This window comes from Lentzea waywayandensis (genome assembly GCF_900115955.1).
Lineage (GTDB): Bacteria > Actinomycetota > Actinomycetes > Mycobacteriales > Pseudonocardiaceae > Lentzea > Lentzea waywayandensis.
Genome location: NZ_FOYL01000003.1, coordinates 214,203 through 239,158, shown reverse-complemented (window position 1 = coordinate 239,158; position 24,956 = coordinate 214,203). Strand labels below are relative to the sequence as shown.

Sequence of the window (24,956 nt, the reverse complement as noted above, 5' to 3'; positions counted from 1 at the left end):
CTGTGTACACCCTTCAAGACGTGCTTCCGGCTGCGGGGTTCCGTTTCTGGAGCAACAAGAACGCCTGCGGCCCGCCTTCGTCGACACCCTTCTGACGTTGCAGGCGTGCCACTTCGTTGAACCCGGCCGCGGTCGCGTTGCTCACGGTCTCGTCGATGTCGTGCCAGTGGACGTAGAGGTCCACGTCGTGGCCGTACGCGTAGCTCAGGCGCTTCTTCTGGTCACCCAGTTTGAAGCCGTGCAACAGGTACCCGCCAGGCTTGACGACCCGGTGGAGTTCCCGCCACGGCACCTCGTCCGCGGACATGTGGACCGTGGAGTACCAGACGACGGCGCCGCCGAGGCTGTCGTCTTCCAGGTCCAGCTTCGTGATGTCGCCCTGGGTGAACGTGAGGTGCGGGTACAGCTTTCTCGCCTGGTCGAGCATGCCGTCGGACAGGTCGACGCCGAACACGTCGAGGCCCAGTTCGTGCAGGTGTTGCGTGATGCGGCCGGCGCCGCAGCCGAGGTCTCCGACAGGGCCTTCGGTGAGCTCGGCGAACGCGCGCATGATCGCGGTGTCGAGCGGGCGGCCGTCGTGCGCGTCCGGGATGAGCTCGGCATAGCTGGCGGCAACAACGTCGTAGGAGGCGCGGGTCATGGTCAACTATCTTGCCGCTCATGGAATACACCCGGCGTGACCTGGCGCTGGCCTATCTCAAGGCGCACGACATGCCCGAGTCCGGGCCCACCCCGCCGGAGTCGCTCGCCGCACGGCTGAAGACCTATCACAAGGAGCTGCTGCGCGGGCTGAGGCACCTGTTCGGCTTCAGCCTGGAGGGCGAGCCGGCCCTGCGGTTCTTCTTCCACAGCGTCGCGCACTCGTATCGCAGCAACACCCATCCGCTCTCCGGGATGCTGGAGGGCGGTTTGCTCTACAAGCGGGTCGAGGGCACCGGCACGCTGGAGGTCTGCGAAGAACTGGCCCGGCTGCACCGGCAGTCGCAGGAGAGGCACGTCGATCTCGTCGAGATGATCCTGGCTCTGGCCAAGCCGGACAACGGCGAGATCGTCACCAGCGAGCAGCTCGAAGCGATCGGCGTGGACGACGAGGAGCCGACCGACCCCGACTTCGAGTGGTACTAAGAGCGGTCATGAGGCTGCTTCTCGTCCACCACACGCCGTCGCCCGCCGTCCAGGCGATGTTCGAGGCCGTGGTCGCCGGCGCGTCCACACCCGAGATCGAGGGCGTGGAAGTGGTCAGACGGGCCGCGTTGTCCACAACCGCTGTGGATGTGCTGGAAGCCGACGGCTATCTGCTGGGCACGCCCGCGAACCTCGGTTACATGAGCGGTGCGTTGAAGCACTTCTTCGACACCGTCTACTACCCGTGTCTCGACTCCACGCGGGGCAGGCCGTTCGGGCTCTACGTGCACGGCAACAACGACACGACCGGTGCGGTGCGCAGCGTGGAGACCGCCACGACCGGGTTGGGCTGGGAGAAGGCGGCGCAGCACGTGGTCGTCACTGGCGAGCCCACGAAGGCCGATCTGGAGGCGTGCTGGGAGCTCGGCGCCACCGTCGCGGCCCAGTTGTCCACATGAACCCAGGGTTGTCCACAGCCTGTTGTCCCCAACCTGTGGACAACCCTGGGGATGCATTCGAACGTATGTTCTAGCGACCGATCGAGCTCATGTCCGGGTACCGGTCTCCGGCCACCGCCGAAGCGGGCACGGCGGCCTCGATCGCGGCGAGATCCGCGTCGGACAGCTCCAACGACGCCGCCGCCACGTTCTCCTCCAGGTACTTGATCCGCTTGGTCCCCGGAATCGGCACGACGTCCTGCCCGCGGTGCTGCACCCACGCCAGCGCCAGCTGACCGGCGGTGACGCCGCGGTCCTCGGCCAGAGCGCGCAGTGCCTCCACCATCTTGAGGTTCGCGTCGAGGTTCGAGCCGGTGAACCGCGGCTGCGCGACACCCCGGAAGTCCCCCGCACCGAAGTCCGAGGCAGAGGTGAAACGACCGGTCAGCACGCCACGGCCGAGAGGCGAGTACGGCACGAGGCCGACGCCCAGCTCACGGGCCGTGGGCACGATCTCGGCCTCGATGTCGCGCGACCACAGCGACCACTCGCTCTGCAGAGCGGTGATCGGGTGCACGGCGTGGGCGCGGCGCAGCGTCGAAGCGCCCGCCTCGGACAGGCCGAGGAACCGCACCTTGCCCTCCGCCACGAGCTCGCCCATCGCGCCGACGGTCTCCTCGATCGGCGTGTCCGCCGGCACGCGGTGCAGGTAGTACAGGTCGATCACGTCCACGCCGAGGCGCTTCAACGAGCCCTCGACGGACGACCGCACGTAAGCACGGTCGCCACGCACCGAACGGCCGCCGCCCCCTTCGCGGACGATGCCGAACTTCGTGGCCAGCACGACGTCGGAACGACGGCCCGCGATCGCGCGGCCCACCAGTTCCTCGTTCACGTGCGGCCCGTACATGTCGGCCGTGTCGAGCAGCGTCACGCCGAGCTCCAGGGCCCGGTGGATCACCGCGATCGACTCCGACTCGTCGCCGGCGCCGTAGAACTCCGACATTCCCATGCAGCCGAGCCCCTGCGGCCCGACCTCCAGCGATCCCAACAAACGGCTCACGCCGTCGCCTCCAAGTCCTGCTCGACCACCGCGTAGTGGTCGATCTTGTAGTCGAGCACCTCCAGGCACGTCTGCAGCTCCGCGATGCGGGCGCGGACGTCACCCCGATGTTCGACGAGAATCTGCTTGCGACGGCCTGCCGTCAGGTCGCCGTGGTGCCTGAGCTGCGCGAACTCGCGCATCATGCGGATCGGCATGCCGGTCGTGCGCAGGCGCGTCACGAAGGCCAGCCAGCCGAGGTCCTCCTCCGAGTAGCTGCGACGGCCGCCCGAGTCACGCGCGGGCGGGTCGACGAGCCCGATTCGTTCGTAATAGCGCAAGGTGTCGATGGACAACCCACTGCGCTGCGCGGCTTGGGCTATCGAGTAACTCACGAGTTCGACGCTAAGACCTGGAGTGCACTCTAGGTCAAGCGGAATCCTTCGGGAGTCCCCACGCTTCGAGATGGCCGGCCATCTCCGGGACGTCGATCTTGTCGCGGCCCAGGGCACGGACGAGGTCGAGCGCGTCGTCCTCGTCGGCGTCGATCCAGTAGCCGTTGATGTCGCACATGGTGACGGCCGCGACCCAGGCGAGCCGCCAGTTGCCCTCGACCAGAGGGCGGGTTCGGACGATCGAGTCGAGCAGGGCGGAGGACTTCAGCCACAGCGTGTCGTAGGCCTCCACGCCGAGCACGGTGGCGCGGGGACGGTAGGCCGCCGTGTCCAGCAGGCCGATGTCCCTGACGAGGAGATCGCCACCGGTCACGGCCGTGGCCAGCACTAAGAGGTCCCCGGCGTCGAGGTAGGAGATCACGGCACCCAGTTGATCACAGAGGTCTGACAGTTTCAGGAAGATCCGAGCCTATCCAAAAGACTTCGGTACTTCGGCAGGACTCGCCCAAGCACCTCGCCGAGCTTCTCCTCCTGCTGCATGCGCTGGTAACGATCCGCGATCGCCAGCCGCACGACCTCCTGCTTGGAGCGCCCCTCGGACTGCGCCAGTTCGGCGAGCCGCAGGTTCTCCTCCTCGGTCAACCGCAAGGTCATCGCCATGGAGTGACGGTATCAACCTGATACCACTGGGGCCAGCGGCCGTTAGGATTGCGCGATGCCCAGGCCCAAGACCCACGACGACGCTCTGCGACGACGTCTGCTCGAGCGAGCGGGCGAGTTGCTCAGCACCGAGGGCCCCGCCGCGGTGAGCCTGCGCAAGATCGCCACCGACGTCAACACCTCGACGACGGCGGTCTATTCCCTCTTCGGCGGAAAACCGGCGTTGCTCGAGGCGCTCTACGACGAGGCGTTCACCCAGTTCGGCAAGAACCTCGCGGCGGTGCCCGTCACCGACGACCCCGCGGAGGACCTGCTGCAGATCGGGCTCGCGTACCGGCGCGGCGCACTGGAGGACCCGCAGTTCTACTCGGTGCTCTACTCGAAGGTCGTCGAACCGACGAAGGAGATGAGCCGCGCGGCGGGCAGGACGTTCGCGCCGGTGATCAACGCGGTGCGGCGCGCGGTGGAGCAGGGGGTGTACCTCGCGGAGGACCCGGAGCAGATCGCGATGTCGATGTGGGGCATCGCGCACGGCCTGGTGAGCCTGGAGCTCAACGGGAACCTGCCGCCCGGCATCGACGCGGCCGCCACGTACGAACTGGCGTTGCGCGCGCACGGCAGGGGCTGGCGGGCGGAGACCGGGAAAACTCTGTGAGCACCACGGAATCCGGGGAGGCGGCCGCCGCGAAACCTCCCCGGACCCGCTGAACTGTCCGGTTAGGACAGTCCGTCTCGGTGGTGCGGCCTTACTTCAGAGCTCCGTCGAGCGCCTTGATCAGTTCGCCGTTGGCGGTGTCGCCGTCGAGCGACCAGATCATCGCGCCGCCGAGCCTGCGGTCGTTGATGTAGCGGGCTTTGCGCTTCATCTCGGTCGCGTCGTCGTAGGTCCACCAGGTCTTGCCGTCGTAGATCCACGCGAAGCCGGCCCGCTCGTCGCGGTAGAGCTTGTACGTGTTGCCGGGCTCGGAGAGCTTCGCCTTGATGCGGTGGAAGTCCTCGTAGCCGGCCTCGTACTTGGCGGGCGCCGGCACACCGGTGCCGAACAGGCCGTTGCGCGTACCGGCGGCGACGCCGTCCCAGCCGCGACCGTAGAACGGAACGCCGAGCACCGCCTTCGACCGCGGGGCACCGCGGCGGAGCCACGCGTTGACCGTCACCTCGGAGCTGAACTCGAACTCCGACGGGTCACCCTTGGGCACCCGCAGCGCGGACTGCTGGTTCGCCGGAGCTTCCCAGGCGCCGTGGTAGTCGTAGCCCTGCAACGTGCCGAAAGTGAGGTAGGTGAACACCTTCGCGACCTCGAAGCCGCGGTCCACCTGCACCGGGTCGGCCGGCAGGAACGCCGTCAGGTCGCGGTTCCAGCCCATCTGCTTGCGGTACTCGGCGAGCAGCTTGGTGAAGTTCTGCTTGTCCTCGGGGCGAATGACGTTCGGCGGGGTCGGGTTGCCCGCGCTCGACGGCCACTCCCAGTCGAGGTCGACGCCGTCGAAGACGCCCTTCGCGGCACCCGCGGGCAGACCGGGCAGGTCACCCTTGATCCACATGTCGGTGCACGACTTGACGTGCGCGGCCCGCGACTCGGGCGTCAGCGCGGCGTTGGAGAAGTAGCGCGAGCCCGTCCAGCCGCCCAGCGAGATGTTGATCCTCAGCTTGGGGTACTTGGCCTTGAGCTGCTTGAGCTGGTTCAGGTTGCCCATCAGCGCCTGACCGGCCTCGTCCGCCTTGCCGCTCACGGACTGCTCCGCGGTGTGGGGCATCTGCCAGTCGGCCCACGGGTCGGCGCTGATGCACTTGCCCGCCTCGTCGAGGAAACCGAAGGCGTAGTTCAGGTGCGTGAGCCGCGCGGCGGCCCCGCTGTCCACGAGGTTCTTGACCCGGAAGTTCCGGTCGTACACGCCCCACTGGATGAAGTACCCCACCGTGCGGGTCTTCGAGTAACCGTGGTGCCCATTGGTCTCGACGTCGGCGTTCGCGGGCGCAACGGCCAGCGACGCGGACAGGGCGCCGACCGCGAGTGCGGCGACACCCCATCTCCGTCTGGACATGAGTCTCCTAGTTCGTTCGCGGCAGCGGCGATGTGGTCCACAGCACGATAGGCCTGAGGTCTAGACCACTGCTACGTCCGATCGGAGGTATGTCCTAAACCGCCCCGTACAGTCGGTCACCGGCGTCGCCCAGGCCGGGCACGATGAAGCCGGAGTCGTTCAGCCTCTCGTCCACCGAGGCCGTGATGAGACGGCACGGCAGCTTCGAGTCCTCCAGGTGATTGATTCCCTCGGGCGCCGCGAGCACGCACACGGCCGTCACGTCGGTCGCGCCGCGCTGGGTCAGCAGGCGGATCGTGTACGCCATCGAACCGCCCGTCGCGAGCATCGGGTCGAGCACGAACACCGGGCGTCCGGCGAGGTCCTCCGGCAGCGACTCCATGTACGGCGTCGGCTGCAACGTCTCCTCGTCGCGAGCCAGACCGACGAACCCCATCTGGGCGTCCGGGATCAGCTTGTGCGCCTGGTCGGCCATGCCGAGCCCCGCCCGCAGCACCGGCACCAGCAGCGGCGGGTTTGCGAGCTTGTAGCCGGTGGTACGGGCTACCGGTGTGTGCGTGCGGTCTTCCTTCAGCGGCGCCTCGCGCATCGCTTCGTAGACCAGCATCACGGTGAGTTCCTGCAGCGCGGCGCGGAACGCGGCATTGTCCGTGCGCGCGTCACGCATCGTTGTGAGTCTCGCCTTGGCGAGTGGATGATCGACGACCAGGACGTCCATGCTCGACACCGTAACCCGCTGGGAGGAGCTAGGGGTGTTCGAAGAGATCTACCGCGAGGCACGTCAGCGCATCATCGGTCTGACGATGGGCCTGACCGCCGAGGAGCTCGCACGGACCGTGCCCGCTTGTCCTGAGTGGACCGTGCATCAGGTGATCGCGCACCTCTCGGGCCAGTCGTCGGATCTGGTCACCGGACGCATGGAGGGCGCGCCGTCGGAGGAGTGGACGGCGCGGCACGTCGCCGAGCGCGCGGACGTCCCGGTGGAGGACCTGCTGGAGCAGTGGAACGTCTTCGGCGACAAGATCGGCGAGATGCCGCGCATCCCGTACCAGCTCGCGCTGGACGCGATCACGCACGAGGCCGACCTGCGCGCGGCTCTGGGCCGGGAACGCCTGCCGGACGCCGTGTGGCAGCCGACCCTGGTGTGGATCGCGCCGCGCAGGCTGACGGACGTGACGGTGAAGACCGAGTTCGGCGACGTCGGCGCCGGCCCGATCACGCTGGAGGTCGACGGCTACGAGCTGTGGCGCGCCTTCTTCGGCAGGCGCTCTCGCGCCCAGATGGAGTCGTGGAACTGGTCGGACCGGTCGCCGATCGAGAAGATCCCGTTCTTCCCTCCACGAAGGACCGATCTGGTGGAGTAACACTGTTAACTGCACGAGGTGTAGGATCGCGCGCGTGATAGACCACGTGCGCATCGGAGTGCTCGGCGCGGCCAAGATCGCGCCACCCGCTGTCGTCCGTCCGGCCCGGTCCTCGACGGTCGCCGAGGTCGTGGCGGTCGCCGCGCGATCGGCCGACAAGGCCAAGGCCTTCGCCGACAAGCACGGCATTGCGCGCGTGCACGGTTCGTACGAGGACCTGCTGGCGGACCCGGCGATCGACGCGGTGTACAACCCGCTGCCCAACGGCCTGCACGGCAAGTGGACGCTGGCCGCGCTGGAGGCCGGCAAGCACGTGCTGTGCGAGAAGCCGTTCACCGCGAACGCCGCCGAAGCCGCGACCGTCGCCAAGGCCGCCGACGCGTCCGGCCTGGTGGTGATGGAGGCGTTCCACTACCGCTACCACCCGTTGGCGATGCGCGTCGCCGAGATCATCTCCTCCGGCGTGCTCGGCCCGTTGCGGCACGTCGAGGCCTCGGTCTGCATCCCGCTGCCACTGTTCTCCAACATCCGTTACGACTACTCGCTCGCGGGCGGCGCGACGATGGACACCGGCTGCTACGCCGTGCACATGGCGCGGCTGCTGGGCGGCGAAGAGCCCGAGGTGCGATCGGCAAAAGCGTTGCTGCGCGGGCCTTCCATCGACCGCGCGATGCGCGCCTCGCTGCGCTTCCCCTCCGGCCACACGGGTTCCGTGCACGCCTCGCTGTGGTCGTCGACGGTGCTCAAGCTGTCGATGAAGGCCGTCGGGGAGAACGGCACACTGAGCGTCGTCAACCCGCTCGTCCCCCAGGCATTGCACCGCTTGTCGTTGGAGCTCAAGGGCAAGAAGTCCGCGGAGACGTTCGAGAAGCGCGCGACATACGCCTATCAACTCGACGCGTTCACCGACGCCGTGCTGCACGGCAAGCCGTTCCCGACGACCGCGGACGACGCCGTGAAGAACATGACGGTGATCGACTCGATCTACCGGGCGGCCGGGCTGCCGCTGCGCCAGCCGACTCCGTGACCCACGTCGCCCAACCTCCCCCACGCCGCGCCGTGTCCTGAGTGCGGACGGATGGGGAGGCTTGGCTGACAACGAGTACACCGAGTACGTCACGGCGGCACTGCCTTGGTTGCGGCGCACGGCCTATCTGCTGTGCGGCGACGTGCACAGCACCGATGACGTCGTGCAGGTCGCGATCACACGGCTCTACACGAACTGGCGCAGAGCCAAGGCCGCCGACAACATCGACGCGTACGTGCGGACGATCCTCGTGCGCACGTTCCTCAACGAGCGCAGGCGGCCGTGATGTCCGAAGAGGACGGTGCCCGGCTGCTCGGGTCGCTGCGGACCGTGGAGGTGCCCGCGTCGGACGGGGTGAGTGTCTCGCGGGCGATCAGGACCGGGAAGCGCGCGAAGTCGTTGCGGGTGACGGCGGCCGGGGTGCTCGTGCTGATCGTCGCCGGCGTGCTGCCGTTGCTGATCCGGCCGGGCGCGGCGCCTGCCCCGGCGACCACCGTGGCGTTCGATCCGCTGGTGCGCAACATCAGCGTGGGTCCGGTTCCCGGGCTGAAGCCGGAGACCTACACCACCGAGCGCACGGCGCAGAAGATCGCGCTCGTGGGCACCGGCGGCCAGTCGGCCTACGTCACGGTGCTCAAGGGGGGCACGATCAAACCGCTACCGGGTGATCCGGTCCCGGACGTGAACGGCAAGCGCGATGGCGAACGACGCCTACCTGGCGTTCGAGTGGGAGCCCGGTGCGTGGGCAACGGTTCAGGTGCGGGGGTTCCCGGACAACGACGACAGGGCCCGCAAGCTCGCGGAGAGCCTGAGGTTCGACGAGCAGATCAAGGTCAAGACGACGTACACGGTCCAGACGTCGTGGGAACTGGAAGGCGTCAATGACACGCGCGGCAACGTCGAGCTCGTCTTCACCAACGCGGTGCGTCTGTCACTGCAGCGCGGTGTCGCCGTCACGCAGGGCGGGTCGGCGTCCGAGGCGGAACTGGACGCGCTGAAGGCGTCGGTGCGACTGGCGAACCCTCCGGTGACCAACCCGTTCCGATGACCACCTGATCAGGGGCCCGCACAACCCGATCCGGGAGTAAAGAACCGACAAGGCAGCTCCGAAGAGTCTCGTAGCCAGTTGAGACGCGGAGGTGCGAACGGTGACGATCGAACAGAAGCCCGTCCAGCAGTTGTGTGAATCCCCGCTGGTCATCCTGGGTGTTTCGGGGTCACTCGCCGTGTTGATCGGCGTGCTGCCGCTGACGTGGGGCTACAGCCCGGCCCTCGCGGCAGCGCTCGCCGCGCTCCTCGTGATCGCTTTCGCGATCACCGTCAAGTACGCACCGAACCGCAAGTGAGCGTTCTAGACTCGATCGGGTGAGCGACGAGCTGGTACCGGCTGACCAGAGTCACATGCGGGCCTCCGACGCGGACCGGGAACGGATCGCGCAGGTGCTGCACAAGGCGACCGCCGAGGGCCGCCTCGACATCCACGAGCTGGACGAACGACTCGTGGCGGTCTACGCCGCGAAGACGTACGGCGAACTCGTCCCCATCACCGCCGACCTGGTGCTCAGCGGCCTGCCGCAGAACCCGGCCGTGCCGCAGTACCAACCGGCGGTGAGCGACCGCATCGGCGGCGAACCCGGCAGCGCGGTGTCCATCGCCTTCTGGTCCGGCGTCAACCGCAAGGGCCAGTGGGTCGTACCGCGCCTGCACAACGCCGTCGCCGTCATGGGCGGCATCGAGCTGGACCTCACCCACGCGAGCTTCGCCGAGGCCGAGGTCACCATCAGCGTCTTCGCGTTCTGGGGCGGCGTCGAGATCCGCGTGCCCGACGACATCAACGTGAAGGTCGACGGGTTCGGGTTCATGGGCGCCTTCGAGGACCGCGCGCCTGGTCGCCGGCACATCCCTGGCGCGCCTACGGTGCGGATCACCGGGCTCGCGCTGATGGGTGGCGTGGAAGTGAAGGGGCCGAAGAGGAAGAAGACGAGCATCCTGCGCGAACTGCTGGACTGAGTTTTGTTTTGAGCAGGCAGCACGTGCGGGGTGTTGCCCAAGCGAGCGCCGGGGCGCCTGAGCGGGCGTCTCAGGAAACGCGGTCGCGCGGAGAGATCGGCATGATCTATCGGTCTGGAGTCCTGCGATGAAGGGGCTTCCGCTGGGCGGCGCAGCCGGTTAACCTCCGGCGTCCGCTCGCCGCTCCCCCACGAAGGTCATGACGACTCCCTCTGACAGACCCGTGTTCGTTGATCCGAGTGGCCGCCGCCGCAAGGTGATGCGCTTCGCCATCGGCACAGTCGCCGTCGGTGTGCTCGCCTACCTGGTACTTCTCGTCGTCGCGCTCGCCGGCGGCCCTGTGAACCCGACGACGCTGCTGCCGATCCCCGAGGCCGCCGAACCCGCCGTCACCACCACGACGGACGCCCCGACTTCGTCACCCGAAGCAACATCGTTGCCACGCAACGAAACCGTGTCCAGGTCGTCGGCGACCACCACGACGGCTCCAGTGGCGAACGCCACCACGACGACCACGGCCGACAACGGCAACAGGAAGACCGAGCCGCCGGGCGCGTCGAACCGGCCGAGCAACCCCGGTCAGGGCAAGCCGTGAGGCCTCAGCCACGCGCCCACTGGGTGCTGCTGGCGTTGAGCATGGTGGTGCTGCTGGGCGCGTTGCTGCTGGACACGTTCGTCGTCGGACGCGTGGGCCAGGGCGCGGCGCCGACCGCGGGACCGTCGGGCACCGTGCCGGAGACCGTGCACCAGGGCGGTCCGCTCGTCGGCGACACCGGGGCGGGGCTCAGCTCGCGCACGACGCCGGACCGCACGGTGGTGCTGACGTTCGACGACGGGCCCGACCCCGAGTGGACCCCGAAAGTCCTCGACGTGCTGCGGCGCAACCAGGTCAAGGCCACGTTCTTCGTCACGGGCGCGAACGCGGCGCAGCACCAGGACGTGCTGGAACGCATCGACGCCGAGGGCCACGAGGTCGGGCTGCACACCTTCACCCACGTCGACCTGGGCAAGGTCGGCGAGACCCGCGCCCACGTCGAGCTGGGGCAGACCGGGCTCGTCGTCGCGAGCGGCACCGGGAAGTTCAGCCAGGTCGTGCGGCCGCCGTACTCGAACCGGCCGGACGCCGTCGACGACGAGGACCTGGTCGGCATCGAGCGGATCACGGCGGCCGGCAACCTCGTGCTGCTCTCCGACCTCGACAGCGAGGACTGGCGCACGCCCGGCACCGATGCCGTCGTCGCGAACTCCACGCCCAAGGACTCCAAGGGCGCCGTGGTGCTGATGCACGACGGCGGTGGCGACCGGTCGCAAACCGTTGCCGCACTGGAGAAGCTGATCCCGAGCCTGAAGGAGCGCGGGTTCGCGTTCCAGACCGCCCGTGACGCGTTCGGGGTGTCTCAGGCCAGCCGTGCCGCGACGGCGGCCGAACGCTTCGAAGGCACCGCCGTGTCGCTCGCGGTGCGGTTCTCGCGGTTCGTCACGGAACTGCTGACGTGGCTCGTCGTGATCTCCAGCCTGCTGGCGCTCGCCCGCGCGGCGGTGCTACTGGTGACGACCGCGATCCACGCGCGGCGCAAGCCGGGCAAGCACGCGCCGCGGCTGCGGCCGCAGATGGTGACGGTGCTCGTCCCCGCGTACAACGAGGAAGCGGGCATCGAGGCGACGGTCCGCACGATCCTGTCGAGCACCAACCCGGTGCACGTGATCGTGATCGACGACGGCTCGACCGACCGCACGTCCGAGGTGGTCAAGAGCCTGAACCTGCCCAACGTCTCCCTGGTGCGCCAGCGGAACGCGGGCAAGGCGGCGGCGCTGAACACCGGACTGCGGCACACCCGCACCGAACTCGTCGTGATGGTCGACGGCGACACCGTGCTGGAACCGGAGACCGTCGCGAACCTCGTGCAGCCGTTCGCGGACCACGCGGTGGGCGCGGTGTCGGGCAACGCCAAGGTGGGCAACAGGTCCGGGCTTCTCGGCCGCTGGCAGCACATCGAGTACGTGATCGGCTTCAACCTCGACCGGCGCATGTACGACGTCATGCAGTGCATGCCGACCGTGCCGGGCGCGGTCGGCGGCTTCCGCGTGGAGGCGTTGCGCGAGGTCGGCGGCGTCCCGGAGGACACGCTGGCCGAGGACACCGACCTGACGATGGCGCTGGAGCGAGCCGGGTGGTCGGCGGTCTACGAGGAGTCCGCACGGGCCTGGACCGAGGCGCCGGCGAGCCTCGGGCAGCTGTGGCGGCAGCGTTATCGCTGGTGCTACGGCACGTTGCAGGCGATGTGGAAGCACCGCGGCGCGATCTTCGAACGTGGCCTGGGCGGCAAGCTCGGCCGCCGGGCGCTGCCGTACCTCTTCCTCTACCAGGTGGCGTTGCCGATCCTCGCGCCCGCGATCGACGTGTTCGCGGTGCTGAGCCTCTGGACCGACCCCGTCGCCGGTGCGCTCGCCTGGCTCGGGTTCCTGGTGCTCCAGCTGATCCCCGCGGTGATCGCGTTCCGGCTCGACGGCGAACGCCTGCGTCCGCTGTGGGCCGTCGCGCTCCAGCCGATCGTCTACCGGCAGCTCATGTACCTGGTCGTGATCCAGTCGGTGATCACCGCGCTGGCCGGCGCGGTGCTGCCGTGGCAGAAGCTCAAACGCACGGGCAGCGCCGCTCAGGCAGCACCGGAAATTGACGAGCGAACCGTGCCGCTGAGCCGTGCTGACCTGCGAAAATCGTCTCACTTAGGACGGGCGTCCCATTCCGCTTAGACTCCCAGGCATGGCTGCTCCAACGACACTGCCGTCGGCCCTGGCTGACGCCGTGCGCGACGAATCGTCGCTGCGGCGTTTCCTGCACGGGCTCCCCGGCGTCGACCAGGTCGGCGTCGAGCAACGAGCCGCGGGCCTCGGCACGCGGAGCATCAAGAAGGCCTCGAAGCTGCACGCCATCGACCTGGCGATCAGCATGGTGGACCTGACCACGCTGGAAGGCGCTGACACTCACGGCAAGGTGCGCTCGCTCGCCGCCAAGGCCCGCAGGCCCGACCCCGAACGGCCCGACGTGCCGAAGGTCGCGGCGGTCTGCGTCTACCCGGACATGGTGAAGACGGCGGCCGACGACCTCGTGGGCACGGGCATCAACGTCGCCAGCGTCGCGACCGCGTTCCCCAGTGGCCGCAGCACGATGGACATCAAGCTGGCCGACACCCGGTTCGCCGTCGAGCAGGGCGCGGCCGAGGTCGACATGGTGATCGACCGCGGCGCGTTCCTGAGCGGCCGGTACGGGCAGGTGTTCGAGGAGATCGTCAAGATCAAGGAAGCCTGCGGGGACGCGCACCTCAAGGTCATCCTGGAGACCGGCGAGCTCGTGACGTACGACAACGTGCGCCGCGCGTCGTGGCTCGCGCTGCTGGCCGGTGGTGACTTCATCAAGACGTCGACCGGCAAGGTGCAGCCCGCCGCGACGCTGCCGGTGACGCACGTGATGCTGCAGGCCGTGCGGGACTGGAAGGACCAGACGGGTGAGCTGCGCGGGGTGAAGCCAGCCGGTGGCATCCGCACGACCAAGGACGCGATCAAGTACCTGGTGGCCGTGCACGAGGTGGCCGGTCCGGAGTGGCTCGACCCGCACCTGTTCCGGTTCGGCGCGTCGACGTTGCTCAACGACCTGCTCATGCAGCGTCGGACCCAGTTGGACGGCCACTACAGCGGCCCGGACTACGTGACGGTGGACTGAAGACATGTGGGAATACGCCCCCGCGCCCGAGTCGCGGGACATCGCGAACCTCAAGCCCTCGTACAAGATGTTCGTCGACGGCAAGTTCGTCGAGGGCACCGGCGAGCCACTCAAGACCATCAACCCGGCCACCGAGGAGGTGCTCGCGGAGGTCTCGACGGCGTCGCAGTCCGATGTGGACACCGCCGTGAAGGCCGCGCGCAAGGCCTACGACCGCGTGTGGTCGAAGATGCCGGGTTCCGAGCGCGCCAAGTACATCTACCGGATCGCGCGGCAGATCCAGGAACGCGGCCGTGAGCTCGCCGTCCTGGAGTCGCTCGACAACGGCAAGCCGATCAAGGAGTCGCGCGACACCGACATCCCGACGGCGGCCTCGCACTTCTTCTACCACGCGGGCTGGGCGGACAAGCTCGGCTACGCGGGCTACGGGCCCGACCCGAAGCCGCTGGGCGTCGCGGGCCAGGTGATCCCGTGGAACTTCCCGCTGCTGATGGCGGCGTGGAAGATCGCACCAGCGCTGGCGTGCGGCAACACCGTCGTGCTCAAGCCTGCCGAGACCACCCCGCTCACGGCGTTGGTGCTGGCGGACATCATCCAGCAGTGCGACCTGCCGCCGGGCGTCGTGAACATCATCCCGGGCGCCGGTGACGTCGGCGCCGCGCTGGTCGAGCACGCGGACGTCAACAAGGTCGCCTTCACCGGCTCGACCGACGTCGGCAAGATCATCCAGGGTCAGCTGGCGGGCACGTCGAAGAAGCTCACGCTGGAACTGGGCGGCAAGGCGGCGAACATCGTGTTCGACGACGCCCCGCTCGACCAGGCCGTCGAGGGCATCGTCAACGGCATCTTCTTCAACCAGGGCCACGTCTGCTGCGCCGGATCCCGCCTCCTCGTGCAGGAGTCGATCGCCGACGAGCTGATCGAGAAGCTGCACGCGCGCGTCAACACGTTGCGCGTGGGCGACCCGCTGGACAAGAACACCGACGTCGGCGCGATCAACTCCCGCGAGCAGCTCACCAAGATCAAGGAGCTGACCGCGGCGGGCGAGGCCGAGGGCGCCACCCGCTGGACGTCCTCCTGCCCGTTGCCGGACAAGGGTTTCTTCTTCGCCCCGACCGTGTTCTCCGATGTGTCGCAGGCGATGCGCATCGCCCGCGAGGAGATCTTCGGGCCGGTGCTCTCCGTGCTGACGTTCCGCACGCCGGAAGAGGCCGTGGCCAAGGCGAACAACACGCCGTACGGCCTGTCCGCCGGTGTCTGGACGGAGAAGGGCTCGCGCATTCTCTGGATGGCACAACGCATGCGCGCCGGCGTCGTCTGGTCCAACACGTTCAACCGCTTCGACCCGACCGCCCCGTTCGGCGGTTACCAGGAGTCGGGCTTCGGCCGTGAGGGCGGCCGCACCGGTCTGGAGGCCTACCTCGATGTCTGATCGACTCACGGTCGCGAAGACCTACAAGCTCTACATCGGTGGCAAGTTCCCGCGCTCCGAATCGGGCCGCAGCTACCCGGTGACCGACGCGAAGGGCACCTTCCTCGCGAACGCCGCCCAGGGCTCCCGCAAGGACGCCCGCGACGCGGTCACCGCCGCCCGCAAGGCTTTCGCGGGCTGGTCCGGCACCACGGCCTACAACCGGGGCCAGGTCCTGTACCGCGTGGCCGAGGTGCTGGAAGGCCGCCGGGAGCAGTTCATCGCCGAGGTCGCGTCCTCCGAAGGCGTGCAGGCGAAGAAGGCGCAGTCCCTCGTGGACACCGCGATCGACCGCTGGGTCTGGTACGCGGGCTGGACCGACAAGATCGCGGCCGTCCTGGGTTCCTCGAACCCGGTGGCGGGCCCGTACTTCTCGTTCTCCACCCCGGAACCGACGGGCGTGGTCGCCGTCCTGGCCCCGCAGCAGTCGTCGCTGCTCGGCCTGATCTCGGTGATCGCACCGGTGATCGCGTCCGGCAACACCTGCGTGGTCATCACCTCGCAGGACCGCCCGCTCCCCGCGATCACGCTGTCCGAGGTGCTGGCCACCAGCGACGTCCCCGGCGGCGTCGTCAACATCATCACCGGCCGCACCGCGGAGATCGCCCCGTGGCTGGCCTCGCACGGCGACGTGAACGCGCTGGACCTCACCGGTGCGCCCGAGTCGATCCGCGCGGACCTGGAGCGGAGCGCGGCGGGCACCGTGAAGCGCGTGCTGCGCAACAAGCCCAGCGAGGACTTCACCGTCACGCCGGACATGTCGCGCCTGCGCGCGTACCTGGAGACGAAGACGGTCTGGCACCCGATGGGTGTCTAGGGAAGCTAGTCGGCGGCGTAGGCCTTGCCCTGCGCCGCCAGCTCCTCACCGAGGATCCTGACGGCCTTCGGGCCGACGCCGTGGATCTTCAGCAACGTCTTCGCGGACACCTTCGTCAGCGAGTCGAACGTCATGTAGCCGTTCGACGCCAGTTCGCGTGCCGCCACCTTGCCGATGGTGCGCGGGAACTCGGTGGTCACGAGTTCACCAGACCGGCCCGCCACGCCCACGAGGCGATCCCGACGCGGTTGCGCACGTTCAGCTTGGTCTGCACGGAAGCCAGATGCGTCTTCACGGTGGACAGCGACAGGAACAGCGACGAGGCGATCTCCTGGTTGGAGAGCCCCCGCGCCACCTCCCGGACCACGTCCTGCTCGCGAGCCGTGAGCAACGACAGGTCAGGCCGCTGGGCAGGCCGGGCGAAGTGCTCCAGCATCCGCACGGTGACCTGAGGCGAGATCAGCGCGTTCCCCGCGGCGGCGGCCCGGACGGCCTCCACCAGCAGAGCCGGCCCGGCGTCCTTGGTCAGGAACCCGGAGGCCCCGTTCTCCAGCGCCGTGTGCACGTACTCGTCCAGGTCGAACGTGGTCACCACGACGACCTTCGTCGTGGGCGACAGCTTCTTGGTCACCTCGAGCCCGTCCATCCCTGGCATGCGGATGTCCAGCAGGGCCACGTCGGGTTTGTGCTCACGAGCAGCGGTGACGGCCGAGATCCCGTCGGGAACGTCGGCGACGACGGTGATGTCCGGCTGCTTCTCCAGGATCATCCGAAACCCGACGCGGACCATCTCCTGGTCGTCGGCGATGAGGACCGAGATCACTTGTTTCCTTCCAGGGGTAGCTCGGCGAGCACCTGCCAGCCGCGCTCGCGCGGACCCGCGGAGAACAGGCCGCCCAGCAGGTCGACCCTCTCACGCATACCTACGAGACCGTAGCCACCCTGGTTCAGCTCGTGCAGCTGACCGTCGTCGGCGACGATCACGCGCAACGCCCCGCCGGGCGTCCGGGAGATCTCCACGTCGATCATCGTGGGCGACACGGCGTGTTTGTGCACGTTGGTGAGCGACTCCTGGACCAGGCGCAGCACCGAACGGCCGAGCTCCGGCGGCACCTCATCGGGCAGGTCGATGCGCAGGCGGGTCTCGAAGCCGAGCTCGCGGGTGCGTTCGACGGCCGAGATGACGTCCGCGGCCAGGTCGGTGGTGGCGGCCTCGTTCTCGCCCTGGCGCAGGGTGCCGACGAGGCGGCGCATCGCGCCCAGGGCCTCCGTGCCCGAACGGACGATGCCCGGCAGCAGGCGGTGAGCGGCCCGCGGGTCGTCGTCGGAGACCTCCAGCGCTGCCTGTGCCTGCACGAGCATGCCCGTCACGTGGTGGGCGACGACGTCGTGCAGTTCGCGGGCCAGGGCGATGCGTTCTTCCTTCTGCGCGTCGGTGACGGCGGCGGCGATCAGGCGACCGCCCTCGGTGTCGCGGGCGCGGAAGTACAGGCCGGTACCGACGGCGGTGAAGCCCAGGACGAGCGAGCCGAGCATCTCGTTGTAGTTGCTCGACGAGATCCAGTTGTCGCGGACGATGGCGGCGAAGAAGCTCACGGCGACCAGCGAGCCCACCGACCACGTGGCGGCGCGGCGGGGTTCCTCTCGCACGACCACGGCCGTGATGACCAGGCACGCGGCGGTCTCGGCGACGGTCAGCGGGCTCAGCAGCGTCGGCAGGTTCACGTTGAACAACCTGATGACGAACGACGACACGAAGATCGACAGCACCGCCACCGGGATGGTGAAGACACGCGACTTGAACGACGTGACGGCAACGATGCACACCGGCACGGTCATCAGCCACACCAGCGCCTCGGGGCTGCCGCCCCCGCTCATCAGAAAGAGCTCGCCGAGCATCAGCAAGGCGAGAACGGCGGCGATCGGCCATTGGCCCCGATGACTGTCCACGGGAGACAACGGTAGGACCACCACACCTCTACGGCCTCGGTCATCCGGCTGATCCGGTGTGTCGTTAAGGCCGAGGTTTCGCAGGCCGGAACCCGGCACCTTGAGGAACATGAATTCGGTTCTGGCCGCTCGGGGCCTGGTCAAGACCTACGGCGACGTGCACGCGCTCGCCGGGGTGGACATCGACATCAAGGCCGGGGACGTGCTGGCGGTCGTCGGTCCGTCCGGATCCGGCAAGACGACGCTCCTGCACGTGCTGTCCGGCATCCTGCGCGCCGACGGCGGCGAGGTGTTCCTGGACGGGCGGGCGATCGGCGAGCTGAACGAGATGGGACGCAGTGCACTGCGGCGCACGGCGTTCGGGTTCGTGTTCCAGTCGGGCATGCTCGTGGCCGAACTGACCGCCGAGGAGAACGCGGCGCTGCCGATGCTGCTCGCCGGCGGGTCGCGCGAGCAGGCGCTCGGCGCGGCCCGGCTCTGGCTCGCGCGCCTGGGCCTGCACGGCCTGGAGAAGCGGCTGCCGAGCCAGTTGTCCGGCGGGCAGGCACAACGGGTAGCGATCGCGCGGGCCCTCGCCCACCAGCCGCGGGTGATCTTCGCGGACGAGCCGACCGGCGCCCTCGACACGCGCACCGGCCAGGAGATGATGACCGCCCTCCTCCAGGCCGCGGAGGAGACCGGCGCCGCCATCGTGATCGTCACGCACGACAAGGCGATCGCCGACCGGGCGTTGCGCGTCGTCGAGATCCAGGACGGCAAGATCGCGCAGAAGACCGCGGGGGTGTCCGCGTGAGGATCGCTCTCGCGGTACTGCGCAGGGACCGCCGCAGCCAGGTCGCGACGGTGCTGGTCGCACTCGGCGTGATGATCGCGGTGTCGCTGGTCCTGTGGCTTCTCGCCGCACCGAACGGCCTGCAGGCACGGGCCGACCGCACGGCGTGGCGCGACGGAGTCGGCCAAGGCGACAAGGGCGCCATTTCCGTTGCCATGAACCGGGATTCGTACGACGGCAAGCTCATCGAACGGTTCGACGTCGCCCGCACCGAGCAGGGCGCGATCCCGGTCGCGGCCGGCATCGCCAAGTTCCCGGAAGCGGGCGAGGTGCTGCTGTCGCCCGCGCTCGCGGACCTCGTGCGCGGCACCCCGGCGGAGGAGCTGGGCAACCGCTTCCCCGGCGTGCGGATCGCCGAGCTGGGGCCGGAGGCGCTCAAGTTCCCCGGCGAGCTCGTCGCGATCATCGGCCACGAGAAGGTCGAGAACGGCTATCCCGCGGTCGATCTGCGGGGCGGCGCGGGCTCGTACCGCGACGACTACCACGGCATGCTCTACCTGCTCACGCGCGTCGGGCTCGTGGTGCTGGTCGTGCCGTGCCTGGTGCTGGTCGCCTCGGCGGCCCGGCTGACCGCGGCGAAACGGGAACGGCGCCTCGCCGCGCTCAGGCTCGCCGGTGCCAGTCCACGGCAGGTCGTGGTGATGACCGCCGTCGAGACCGCGATCGGCGCGGTCGTCGGCAGCGTGCTGGGTGTGGTGCTGGCCCAGCCGTTCAGCCACCTCACCGCCAAGGTCCCGTGGGAGGGCGGCACCTGGTACCCCGGCGACTTCGTGCCGGAACCCGCGGTCGTGGCGGCGGTGGCCGTGCTCGCACCGCTGCTGGTCGTCGGGGCCGCGATCATGGGACTGCGACGCGTGGTGAACCAGCCGCTCGCGGCGGAGGCCAAGCGCAAGGTCAGGTCGTGGCGGCTGCTGACCATCGCCGGCGCGCTGGGCGTGTTCTTCCTCGGCATCGTGTACGCGCAGGAGGCGAGCGGCGACGGCCAGTTCACCGTCGTGCTCCTCGGCCTCGGCGCGGTGGCGCTCGCGCTGGTGCTGGCAGGGCCCGTGCTGACCGCGTGGGTCGGCAGGTTCTTCGTGGGGCGGTGGCGCAGGCCGTCGACGTTGCTGGCCGGACGCAGGCTCGCCGGTGACCCGGTGGCGGCGTTCCGCGGCTCGGCGGGCGTGGTGATCGCCGTGTTCACCGGCTCGATGGCGCTCACGATGCTGCCGGGGCTGGAGAGCCAGGTCCCGTATCGCGACTCGACGTGGCTGGAGAACGCGATCGTGGCGGAGCAGGTGACGCACGACATCACGCCGTTGCGCCTAGCGACCTCGGGACCGGTCGTCACGATGCTCGACGGCACGATCAGGAATGGCGACAACGGCACGTACGTCGTCGTCGGTGAGTGCGCCGACGTCGCGAAGGTGCTGACCGGCCTCCACTGCCAGGCCGGACCCGCCGTCTACTCGCCAGGACCGTTGCAGGGCAACGAGTTCAAGTCGAGCGGCGGCAAGGACACACTGACCGCGCAGCTGCCGGCGCAGTACGAGACGCGGCCTTTCGAGGGCAGCGGCCGGGTGAGCGCGGTCATCGACCGCGGCCTGCTGCCGTCACTCGCGGGCGAGGTGTCGATGGTCGGCGTGCCGACGACGCCGGAGAACCGCGACGCCGTGCACACCGCGCTGATCGGCACACTGCCGGGCGTGCGGCTCGTGGACGGCGAGCAGCGGGGTCTCTTCGGCGACACGCTGATGGCGGACCTCCAGCGGGCCACGATCATCGGCCTCTCCATCGCGGCGGTGCTCGGCGGCATCGGCGCGGCGGTGGCCGCGGCCGGGTCGGTGATCGACCGCAGGCGCACTTTCGGCGCGTTGATCGCGGCGGGAACTCCGATTCGTGTGCTGGCTCACGCATTGCGCCGAGAAGTGATGCTGCCGGTGTTCGCCGTCACAATCGCGGCGTGCGGCGCGGGAATTGTCGTGGGCCTCGGACTGCTCACTCTGGCGCGCGGAATGGTGGGTCACGGCGAAATGCCGATCACGCCGTGGGTGATCGCCCCGGTGGGAGTTGGCATCGTGGTCGCGCTGGTAGCGGCCCTGGCGTGCGGTCCGGTACTACGCGGCATCAGCCCGCGGGATTACGCGGCCGAGTAGTACTCGGCCGGAAGTACGAGGATGGAACTGGCCCTCAGCGCGATGTGCGCGGAGGGCCTTTTTCCTAACTTGGATTCATGACGAATGCACAGCTCGCGAGCATCCAGTGGGGCGTTTTCCTCTCGGTCGTGTTCCTGCTCCCGCAGCTGCTGTTCCGTCAGCTGACCTTCCGCGGCGCCACCATCACCGTGTACGCGAGCATGCTGTTCTCGGCGACGTTCCTGCCGATGCAGACCGCGCCGCCGCGCCAGTCCGTGCAGCTCGTCCCGTTCCAGTGGATCGCCGACACCTTCCGCGACGGGCAGATCGCGTTCGACCAGATGACGTTGAACGTCCTGCTGTTCGTGCCGCTCGGCGCGATGCTGATGTTCTGGGGCAGGCGCACGATCGGCCAGACCGCGCTGATCGGCTATGGCGTCTCGCTGCTGATCGAGGGCTCGCAGCTGCTGTGGGCCAACCGGATCTTCGACGTCGACGACCTCATCACCAACACGACCGGCACTGCGCTCGGCTGGCTCGGCGCACTGGCCGCCGTGAAGGTCTACGCCCGCGTGACGACCACCGCGGTGCCGCGGCGCGAGCTGGCCGGAGTGCGCTGAACTGCGGATTCCAGAGCGCAGTACCTCGGCAGGACCGGGACGATCCGATCCCGCGTTCACCCGGCGGCGTGAGGTGACGCGCGCCGCCGGGCCCACCGCCTGATCATGGCCGCCATGAAGTTCGTGGAGGCGTTCAGCATCCTGGTCGCCGTGGTCGGCCCGCCGAAGATCCTGCTGGCGTTCCTGATGGACACCGAGGGCGCCGACTCCCGGACGCGGTGGCGGGTGGCGTTCACCTCCACCGCGATCGCGCTGGGTGTCGGCCTGTTCGTGGTGGTGGCCGGACGGGCGTTGCTCTCCGTCTTCCACATCAGCGAGGGGGCGCTGTACCTGGCGAGCGGCGTCATCCTGTTCGTGCACGCGCTTGACCTCGTGCTCGGACGCAAGCAGGAACCGACGCACGACGAGACGCGCGGCACGCACGAGTTGGCCACCGCCTACTACGCGAACCCCGTGGCGCTGGCCTACCTGTTCCTGCTCTCGGACACGAAGTCGATCGAGACGACGTTCGTGCTGGCCGGCGGGTTCGCGGCGGTGATCGCGCTCGACCTCGCGGCGATCGCGGTGCTCGGCATCGCGATGCGCTGGGTCAAGATGACCTACGCCTGGGTGCTCGTGCGGGTGCTGGGCGTGCTGCTCGCGGCGCTGGGCGTCGACCAGATCGTCGAGGGCCTGATCACGCTCGGCATCCTCGAACGGGTCTAGCTGGTTCGCCAGCCCAGTTCGCCGGCGGAGTTGACCTCCGGGAAGCAGTGCCCGACCGCGCTGCGCGTCTCCAGGGCCGTCGCGACCTGGTCGAACATCTCCACGATCGACGTCCACTCCGGCTTGACCATCTCGTTGCGCTCCTGGTCCCACTCGACCACGCAGCCGCGCAGCACGCCGGGCCGGAGGTCCACCGCGAGCACGTCGCCGGTGCCGTCGAACGCGATCGGCAGCCACTCCGGGTGGAAGCCCGAGATCGGTGAGCCCGCCTCGGAGGCATCGACGGGCTTGCTCGCGTGGGTGTCCCTGAGCACGAACGCGCGATCGGCGCCCAGCGGCGTGTAGAAGGGCGGCAGGATCTCGGCGAAGCGCCCGTCCTCGGTGCCGCCGTAGACGCTCCACCACAGCTGGAGATCGATCGGAACCCGAAGCTCCGGCAGCGCGTCATACCTCGGCCGCAGCACGGCACGGGTGGCAGGAGCGTGCTCCGCCAGCCATGCCAGGATCCGGTTCCAGTGCTCGATCACACCCACCGTTCCATGATCTTGGCGGAACGACGGGCGAGGTACCGCCCATCGGGGCAGGATCAAGGCGAACAGGTCACTACTGGGGGAAGAGCTTTCAGATGGCGGAACAAGGCCTCAAGGTCGACTTCGACGCCTTGACCGGATACGCGTCCGCGGTGAGCGGTCTGGCGAGCGAAGTCGGCGCCGTGGGCACCGGCACGTTGAACGGCACCACCAGCCTCCCTGGCGACTGCTTCGGCAAGCTGGGCAACGAGGTCGGCCTCAACGCCGCGTTCCAGACGGCCGCGCAGGCGCAGCTCGACGCGCTGAAGGCGGCGTCGACGGGGCTCGCCGGTCTCGGCACCGCGGTCTCGAAGGCCCGCGAGTCGTACGTCGCCCAAGAGGAAGCGCACAAGGCGGCGATCAACAAGGCGGCGCAGGTATGAGCGTCGAGGGGCTGCTGAGCCAGTTCATCGCGCCCATGAAGGAGGACCTGGCCAAGCTGGACGGTGACACCGGCGGCGCCACGCGGGCCGGCGACGCCTTCGGCCGCGCCCAGACCGCGATGACCGACCTGGGCACGCGGCACGGCTCGGCCTCGACCGCCGTGCTCAACACGTGGTCCGGCGACAAGGCCAACGCCTTCACCACCCGCGTCTCCACCTTCGCCTCGGCCGCGAACCTGTTGTCCTCCAACGCTTCCGCGCTCAAGACCGCGGCCTCGACCGGCGTGTCCGCGGTGACCGGCGGCCGCACGGCGATCCAGGGCCTCATCGACGAGTTCACGTCCAAGGCGACCCCGAAGCTCGCCGCGGCACTCGCCCTGTCGCTCGTGGCGGGGCCCGGCGTCGTGCTGGCGGCCGTGGCCGACCTCGCCGGAATGGCGTCCGGGTACCAGGGCAAGACCTCCGCCGAACTCCAGAAGGTGCGCGACCAGCTCACGCAGCTCGTCGGGCAGATCAACGGCCTGCAGAAGCCGGACGCGGGCGCGCTGGCGAAGCTCGGCGAACCGCTCGGCGGCGACGAGGGCACCACCTCGGCCTCCAGCGCCTCCGACACCCCGAAGCAGGAATCCGGTCCCGGCTCCAACAACGGCGGCGGGTCCGGGTCGGGTGGCGGCGGCGGTGGCGGAGGCGGTGGCGGAGGCGGTGGCGGCGGTTCGGGCGGCGGTGGAGGTGGCGGCGGCTCCGGCCCGCGTCTGCCCGTCGCGATCCCACCGCAGCCCGGCGAGGGCGTCGGGGTGAACCTGCCCGACGGCAGCAGCGCCGAGGCACCGAACGAGACCGCGGCCAAGGCCGTGCGCAACGCGTTGTCCGCCCTGGGTACCCCGTACGTGTGGGGCGGCGCGAACCCGCCCCAGGGCACCGACTGCTCGGGCCTCACGCAGTGGGCGTACGGGGGCGCCGGCTTCGACATCCCGCGCCCGGCCTCGTCCCAGGCGATGGGCGCCTCGGTGCCCGCGGACCAGCTGCTGCCCGGCGACCTCGTGGTGTGGGACGGGCACGTGGCGATGATCATCGGCAACGGCCAGATGGTCGAGGCCGGCGACCCGGTGCAGGTGCAGCCGATCCGGACGACGAACAGCGGGATGTCGTTCTACGGCTTCTACCGCCCGACCGGGTGACCTACTTCGCGGCCTGGGCCGCGGCCTTCAGGTCGGCGAACTTCACGATCTGACCGCCCGCGCCCCAGGTCCCCTCGGGCTGCTCGTGGATCAGCACCCACACCCGCAACGCGTCGGCCTCACCCAGTCCGGCGGCCTCCAGCACCAGCGCGGTCGCCTCCTGCACGAGACCGGCCTTGCGCCGGTCGGACAACGCGCCCGCCGGCACCCGGACGTCCACCCGGAACCGCGGCGCGTCGTCCTCGGCCGTGGTCTGCGCACCCGTCGGCAGTTCGTGCAGGTAGGTCCACGCCACCGAGCGGAAGAACTCGTTGTCCGGCGCGCCCTCCCACTTCAGCAGCAACGCGGCCAGGTCGCGCTGCACGCTCTTGCGGCCCGCGTCCGTCAGCGATCCGGCCGGCGCGGTCAGTTCGATCATCGGCATGACATTCCCCGATCTATGACGACTGTTATACCCAGGCGGACGCTAACCTATGACGAGCGTTATAGCC

At 69.1% G+C, this 24,956-nt stretch carries 33 protein-coding genes; 20 read left to right on the top strand and 13 right to left on the bottom strand.

Going from position 1 to position 24,956, the window contains the following annotated elements; all coding sequences use genetic code 11:
- Nucleotides 1–13: 13 nt before the first annotated feature.
- Complete coding sequence (locus BM417_RS11840) at nt 14–640, bottom strand: class I SAM-dependent methyltransferase (protein ID WP_093591669.1); 627 nt, start codon at nt 638–640, stop codon at nt 14–16.
- Nucleotides 641–660: 20 nt separating this feature from the next.
- Between BM417_RS11840 and BM417_RS11835 the strand changes: the two genes are divergently transcribed.
- Nucleotides 661–1,125, top strand: coding sequence for a hypothetical protein (locus tag BM417_RS11835; protein ID WP_093591666.1), 465 nt, complete (start codon nt 661–663; stop codon nt 1,123–1,125).
- Between the two features lie 8 nt (nt 1,126–1,133).
- Nucleotides 1,134–1,583, top strand: a complete 450-nt coding sequence (locus tag BM417_RS11830; protein WP_093591663.1) for a flavodoxin family protein — start codon at nt 1,134–1,136, stop codon at nt 1,581–1,583.
- 70 nt (nt 1,584–1,653) lie between these two features.
- Here the strand turns inward: BM417_RS11830 and BM417_RS11825 are convergent, their stop codons facing one another.
- The 4 genes from BM417_RS11825 to BM417_RS11810 are packed head-to-tail and all read right to left on the bottom strand — an operon-like array spanning nt 1,654 to nt 3,659.
- Nucleotides 1,654–2,574: an aldo/keto reductase gene (locus tag BM417_RS11825; protein ID WP_093593557.1), complete on the bottom strand. Its 921-nt coding sequence runs from the start codon at nt 2,572–2,574 to the stop codon at nt 1,654–1,656.
- A 47-nt stretch (nt 2,575–2,621) separates the two neighbouring features.
- A complete protein-coding gene (locus tag BM417_RS11820) occupies nt 2,622–2,999 on the bottom strand; it encodes a MerR family transcriptional regulator (protein WP_093591660.1) in 378 nt (125 codons plus the stop codon).
- Nucleotides 3,000–3,033: 34 nt separating this feature from the next.
- Nucleotides 3,034–3,420, bottom strand: a complete 387-nt coding sequence (locus tag BM417_RS11815) for a type II toxin-antitoxin system death-on-curing family toxin (RefSeq protein WP_093591657.1) — start codon at nt 3,418–3,420, stop codon at nt 3,034–3,036.
- Between the two features lie 32 nt (nt 3,421–3,452).
- On the bottom strand, nt 3,453–3,659 hold the full coding sequence (locus BM417_RS11810) for a ribbon-helix-helix protein, CopG family (protein ID WP_093591654.1): 207 nt from the start codon (nt 3,657–3,659) through the stop codon (nt 3,453–3,455).
- A gap of 55 nt (nt 3,660–3,714) precedes the next feature.
- Here BM417_RS11810 and BM417_RS11805 point away from each other — a divergent pair, with 55 nt between their 5' ends.
- Complete coding sequence (locus BM417_RS11805) at nt 3,715–4,314, top strand: TetR/AcrR family transcriptional regulator (protein WP_093591651.1); 600 nt, start codon at nt 3,715–3,717, stop codon at nt 4,312–4,314.
- A gap of 91 nt (nt 4,315–4,405) precedes the next feature.
- On the opposite strand, the gene BM417_RS11800 is transcribed toward BM417_RS11805, so the two are convergent.
- Both BM417_RS11800 and upp read right to left on the bottom strand, forming a co-directional pair.
- Nucleotides 4,406–5,704 carry a glycoside hydrolase family 18 protein gene (locus tag BM417_RS11800; RefSeq protein WP_093591648.1) on the bottom strand — a complete coding sequence of 433 codons (1,299 nt, stop codon included), beginning with the start codon at nt 5,702–5,704 and terminating at the stop codon, nt 4,406–4,408.
- Between the two features lie 94 nt (nt 5,705–5,798).
- Nucleotides 5,799–6,422, bottom strand: coding sequence for a uracil phosphoribosyltransferase (gene upp, locus BM417_RS11795; RefSeq protein WP_093591645.1), 624 nt, complete (start codon nt 6,420–6,422; stop codon nt 5,799–5,801).
- On the opposite strand from upp, the gene BM417_RS11790 reads away from it, so the two are divergent.
- From BM417_RS11790 to BM417_RS11780, 3 genes are all read left to right on the top strand, one after another.
- On the top strand, nt 6,421–7,068 hold the full coding sequence (locus tag BM417_RS11790; protein WP_093591642.1) for a maleylpyruvate isomerase N-terminal domain-containing protein: 648 nt from the start codon (nt 6,421–6,423) through the stop codon (nt 7,066–7,068). The genes upp and BM417_RS11790 overlap by 2 nt on opposite strands.
- Nucleotides 7,069–7,102: 34 nt before the next feature.
- The gene (locus tag BM417_RS11785) at nt 7,103–8,095 is read left to right on the top strand and encodes a Gfo/Idh/MocA family protein (RefSeq protein WP_093591640.1); all 993 of its coding nucleotides are present in this window, start codon (nt 7,103–7,105) and stop codon (nt 8,093–8,095) included.
- 61 nt (nt 8,096–8,156) lie between these two features.
- Nucleotides 8,157–8,381, top strand: coding sequence for a sigma factor (locus tag BM417_RS11780; protein ID WP_218164450.1), 225 nt, complete (start codon nt 8,157–8,159; stop codon nt 8,379–8,381).
- Here BM417_RS11780 and BM417_RS11775 read toward each other — a convergent pair.
- Entirely contained in the window at nt 8,359–8,619 is a 261-nt protein-coding gene (locus BM417_RS11775; protein WP_093591634.1) for a hypothetical protein, read from the bottom strand. The genes BM417_RS11780 and BM417_RS11775 overlap by 23 nt on opposite strands.
- A gap of 173 nt (nt 8,620–8,792) precedes the next feature.
- Between BM417_RS11775 and BM417_RS11770 the strand changes: the two genes are divergently transcribed.
- The 8 genes from BM417_RS11770 to BM417_RS11735 all read left to right on the top strand — a co-directional run bounded on the left by BM417_RS11770 (nt 8,793) and on the right by BM417_RS11735 (nt 16,114).
- Nucleotides 8,793–9,143, top strand: a complete 351-nt coding sequence (locus tag BM417_RS11770) for a hypothetical protein (RefSeq protein ID WP_093591631.1) — start codon at nt 8,793–8,795, stop codon at nt 9,141–9,143.
- A 100-nt stretch (nt 9,144–9,243) separates the two neighbouring features.
- Nucleotides 9,244–9,441, top strand: coding sequence for a hypothetical protein (locus tag BM417_RS11765; protein ID WP_143138612.1), 198 nt, complete (start codon nt 9,244–9,246; stop codon nt 9,439–9,441).
- A 19-nt stretch (nt 9,442–9,460) separates the two neighbouring features.
- On the top strand, nt 9,461–10,105 hold the full coding sequence (locus tag BM417_RS11760) for a DUF1707 SHOCT-like domain-containing protein (protein WP_407656140.1): 645 nt from the start codon (nt 9,461–9,463) through the stop codon (nt 10,103–10,105).
- A gap of 259 nt (nt 10,106–10,364) precedes the next feature.
- Nucleotides 10,365–10,700: a hypothetical protein gene (locus BM417_RS11755; RefSeq protein WP_143138611.1), complete on the top strand. Its 336-nt coding sequence runs from the start codon at nt 10,365–10,367 to the stop codon at nt 10,698–10,700.
- On the top strand, nt 10,697–12,859 hold the full coding sequence (locus tag BM417_RS11750; RefSeq protein WP_245821866.1) for a bifunctional polysaccharide deacetylase/glycosyltransferase family 2 protein: 2,163 nt from the start codon (nt 10,697–10,699) through the stop codon (nt 12,857–12,859). Before BM417_RS11755 ends, BM417_RS11750 begins: the two co-directional genes overlap by 4 nt.
- 10 nt (nt 12,860–12,869) lie before the next feature.
- Nucleotides 12,870–13,826: a deoxyribose-phosphate aldolase gene (deoC, locus tag BM417_RS11745; protein WP_093591619.1), complete on the top strand. Its 957-nt coding sequence runs from the start codon at nt 12,870–12,872 to the stop codon at nt 13,824–13,826.
- Between the two features lie 4 nt (nt 13,827–13,830).
- A complete protein-coding gene (locus BM417_RS11740) occupies nt 13,831–15,258 on the top strand; it encodes an aldehyde dehydrogenase family protein (protein ID WP_093591616.1) in 1,428 nt (475 codons plus the stop codon).
- Complete coding sequence (locus BM417_RS11735) at nt 15,251–16,114, top strand: aldehyde dehydrogenase family protein (protein ID WP_093591613.1); 864 nt, start codon at nt 15,251–15,253, stop codon at nt 16,112–16,114. Before BM417_RS11740 ends, BM417_RS11735 begins: the two co-directional genes overlap by 8 nt.
- A gap of 5 nt (nt 16,115–16,119) precedes the next feature.
- Here BM417_RS11735 and BM417_RS48620 read toward each other — a convergent pair whose 3' ends face one another.
- From BM417_RS48620 to BM417_RS11720, 3 genes are read right to left on the bottom strand one after another with little or no spacing between them, the layout of a single operon-like run.
- Complete coding sequence (locus BM417_RS48620) at nt 16,120–16,314, bottom strand: helix-hairpin-helix domain-containing protein (protein WP_245821865.1); 195 nt, start codon at nt 16,312–16,314, stop codon at nt 16,120–16,122.
- Entirely contained in the window at nt 16,311–16,937 is a 627-nt protein-coding gene (locus BM417_RS11725; protein WP_093591611.1) for a response regulator transcription factor, read from the bottom strand. Before BM417_RS11725 ends, BM417_RS48620 begins: the two co-directional genes overlap by 4 nt.
- Nucleotides 16,934–18,064, bottom strand: a complete 1,131-nt coding sequence (locus BM417_RS11720) for a sensor histidine kinase (RefSeq protein ID WP_177320389.1) — start codon at nt 18,062–18,064, stop codon at nt 16,934–16,936. The genes BM417_RS11725 and BM417_RS11720 overlap by 4 nt, the downstream gene beginning before the upstream one ends.
- Before the next feature lie 109 nt (nt 18,065–18,173).
- On the opposite strand from BM417_RS11720, the gene BM417_RS11715 reads away from it, so the two are divergent.
- The 4 genes from BM417_RS11715 (at nt 18,174) to BM417_RS11700 (ending at nt 22,335) form a co-directional block, all read left to right on the top strand.
- Nucleotides 18,174–18,857: an ABC transporter ATP-binding protein gene (locus BM417_RS11715; RefSeq protein ID WP_093591606.1), complete on the top strand. Its 684-nt coding sequence runs from the start codon at nt 18,174–18,176 to the stop codon at nt 18,855–18,857.
- Nucleotides 18,854–21,031 (top strand): FtsX-like permease family protein, encoded by a 2,178-nt coding sequence (locus BM417_RS11710; RefSeq protein ID WP_093591604.1) that lies wholly within the window; start codon nt 18,854–18,856, stop codon nt 21,029–21,031. The genes BM417_RS11715 and BM417_RS11710 overlap by 4 nt, the downstream gene beginning before the upstream one ends.
- Before the next feature lie 77 nt (nt 21,032–21,108).
- Complete coding sequence (locus BM417_RS11705) at nt 21,109–21,630, top strand: VanZ family protein (protein ID WP_093591601.1); 522 nt, start codon at nt 21,109–21,111, stop codon at nt 21,628–21,630.
- A gap of 114 nt (nt 21,631–21,744) precedes the next feature.
- Nucleotides 21,745–22,335 carry a MarC family protein gene (locus tag BM417_RS11700; protein ID WP_177320388.1) on the top strand — a complete coding sequence of 197 codons (591 nt, stop codon included), beginning with the start codon at nt 21,745–21,747 and terminating at the stop codon, nt 22,333–22,335.
- Here the strand turns inward: BM417_RS11700 and BM417_RS11695 are convergent.
- Nucleotides 22,332–22,868 carry an SMI1/KNR4 family protein gene (locus BM417_RS11695; protein WP_177320387.1) on the bottom strand — a complete coding sequence of 179 codons (537 nt, stop codon included), beginning with the start codon at nt 22,866–22,868 and terminating at the stop codon, nt 22,332–22,334. The two genes, BM417_RS11700 and BM417_RS11695, sit on opposite strands and share 4 nt — an antisense overlap.
- Nucleotides 22,869–22,960: 92 nt before the next feature.
- On the opposite strand from BM417_RS11695, the gene BM417_RS11690 reads away from it, so the two are divergent.
- Both BM417_RS11690 and BM417_RS11685 read left to right on the top strand, forming a co-directional pair.
- A complete protein-coding gene (locus BM417_RS11690; RefSeq protein WP_093591592.1) occupies nt 22,961–23,287 on the top strand; it encodes a hypothetical protein in 327 nt (108 codons plus the stop codon).
- Complete coding sequence (locus tag BM417_RS11685) at nt 23,284–24,465, top strand: C40 family peptidase (protein ID WP_093591589.1); 1,182 nt, start codon at nt 23,284–23,286, stop codon at nt 24,463–24,465. Before BM417_RS11690 ends, BM417_RS11685 begins: the two co-directional genes overlap by 4 nt.
- A 1-nt stretch (nt 24,466) precedes the next feature.
- Here BM417_RS11685 and BM417_RS11680 read toward each other — a convergent pair whose 3' ends face one another.
- On the bottom strand, nt 24,467–24,883 hold the full coding sequence (locus BM417_RS11680; protein WP_245821864.1) for a tautomerase family protein: 417 nt from the start codon (nt 24,881–24,883) through the stop codon (nt 24,467–24,469).
- Between the last annotated feature and the right edge of the window lie 73 nt (nt 24,884–24,956).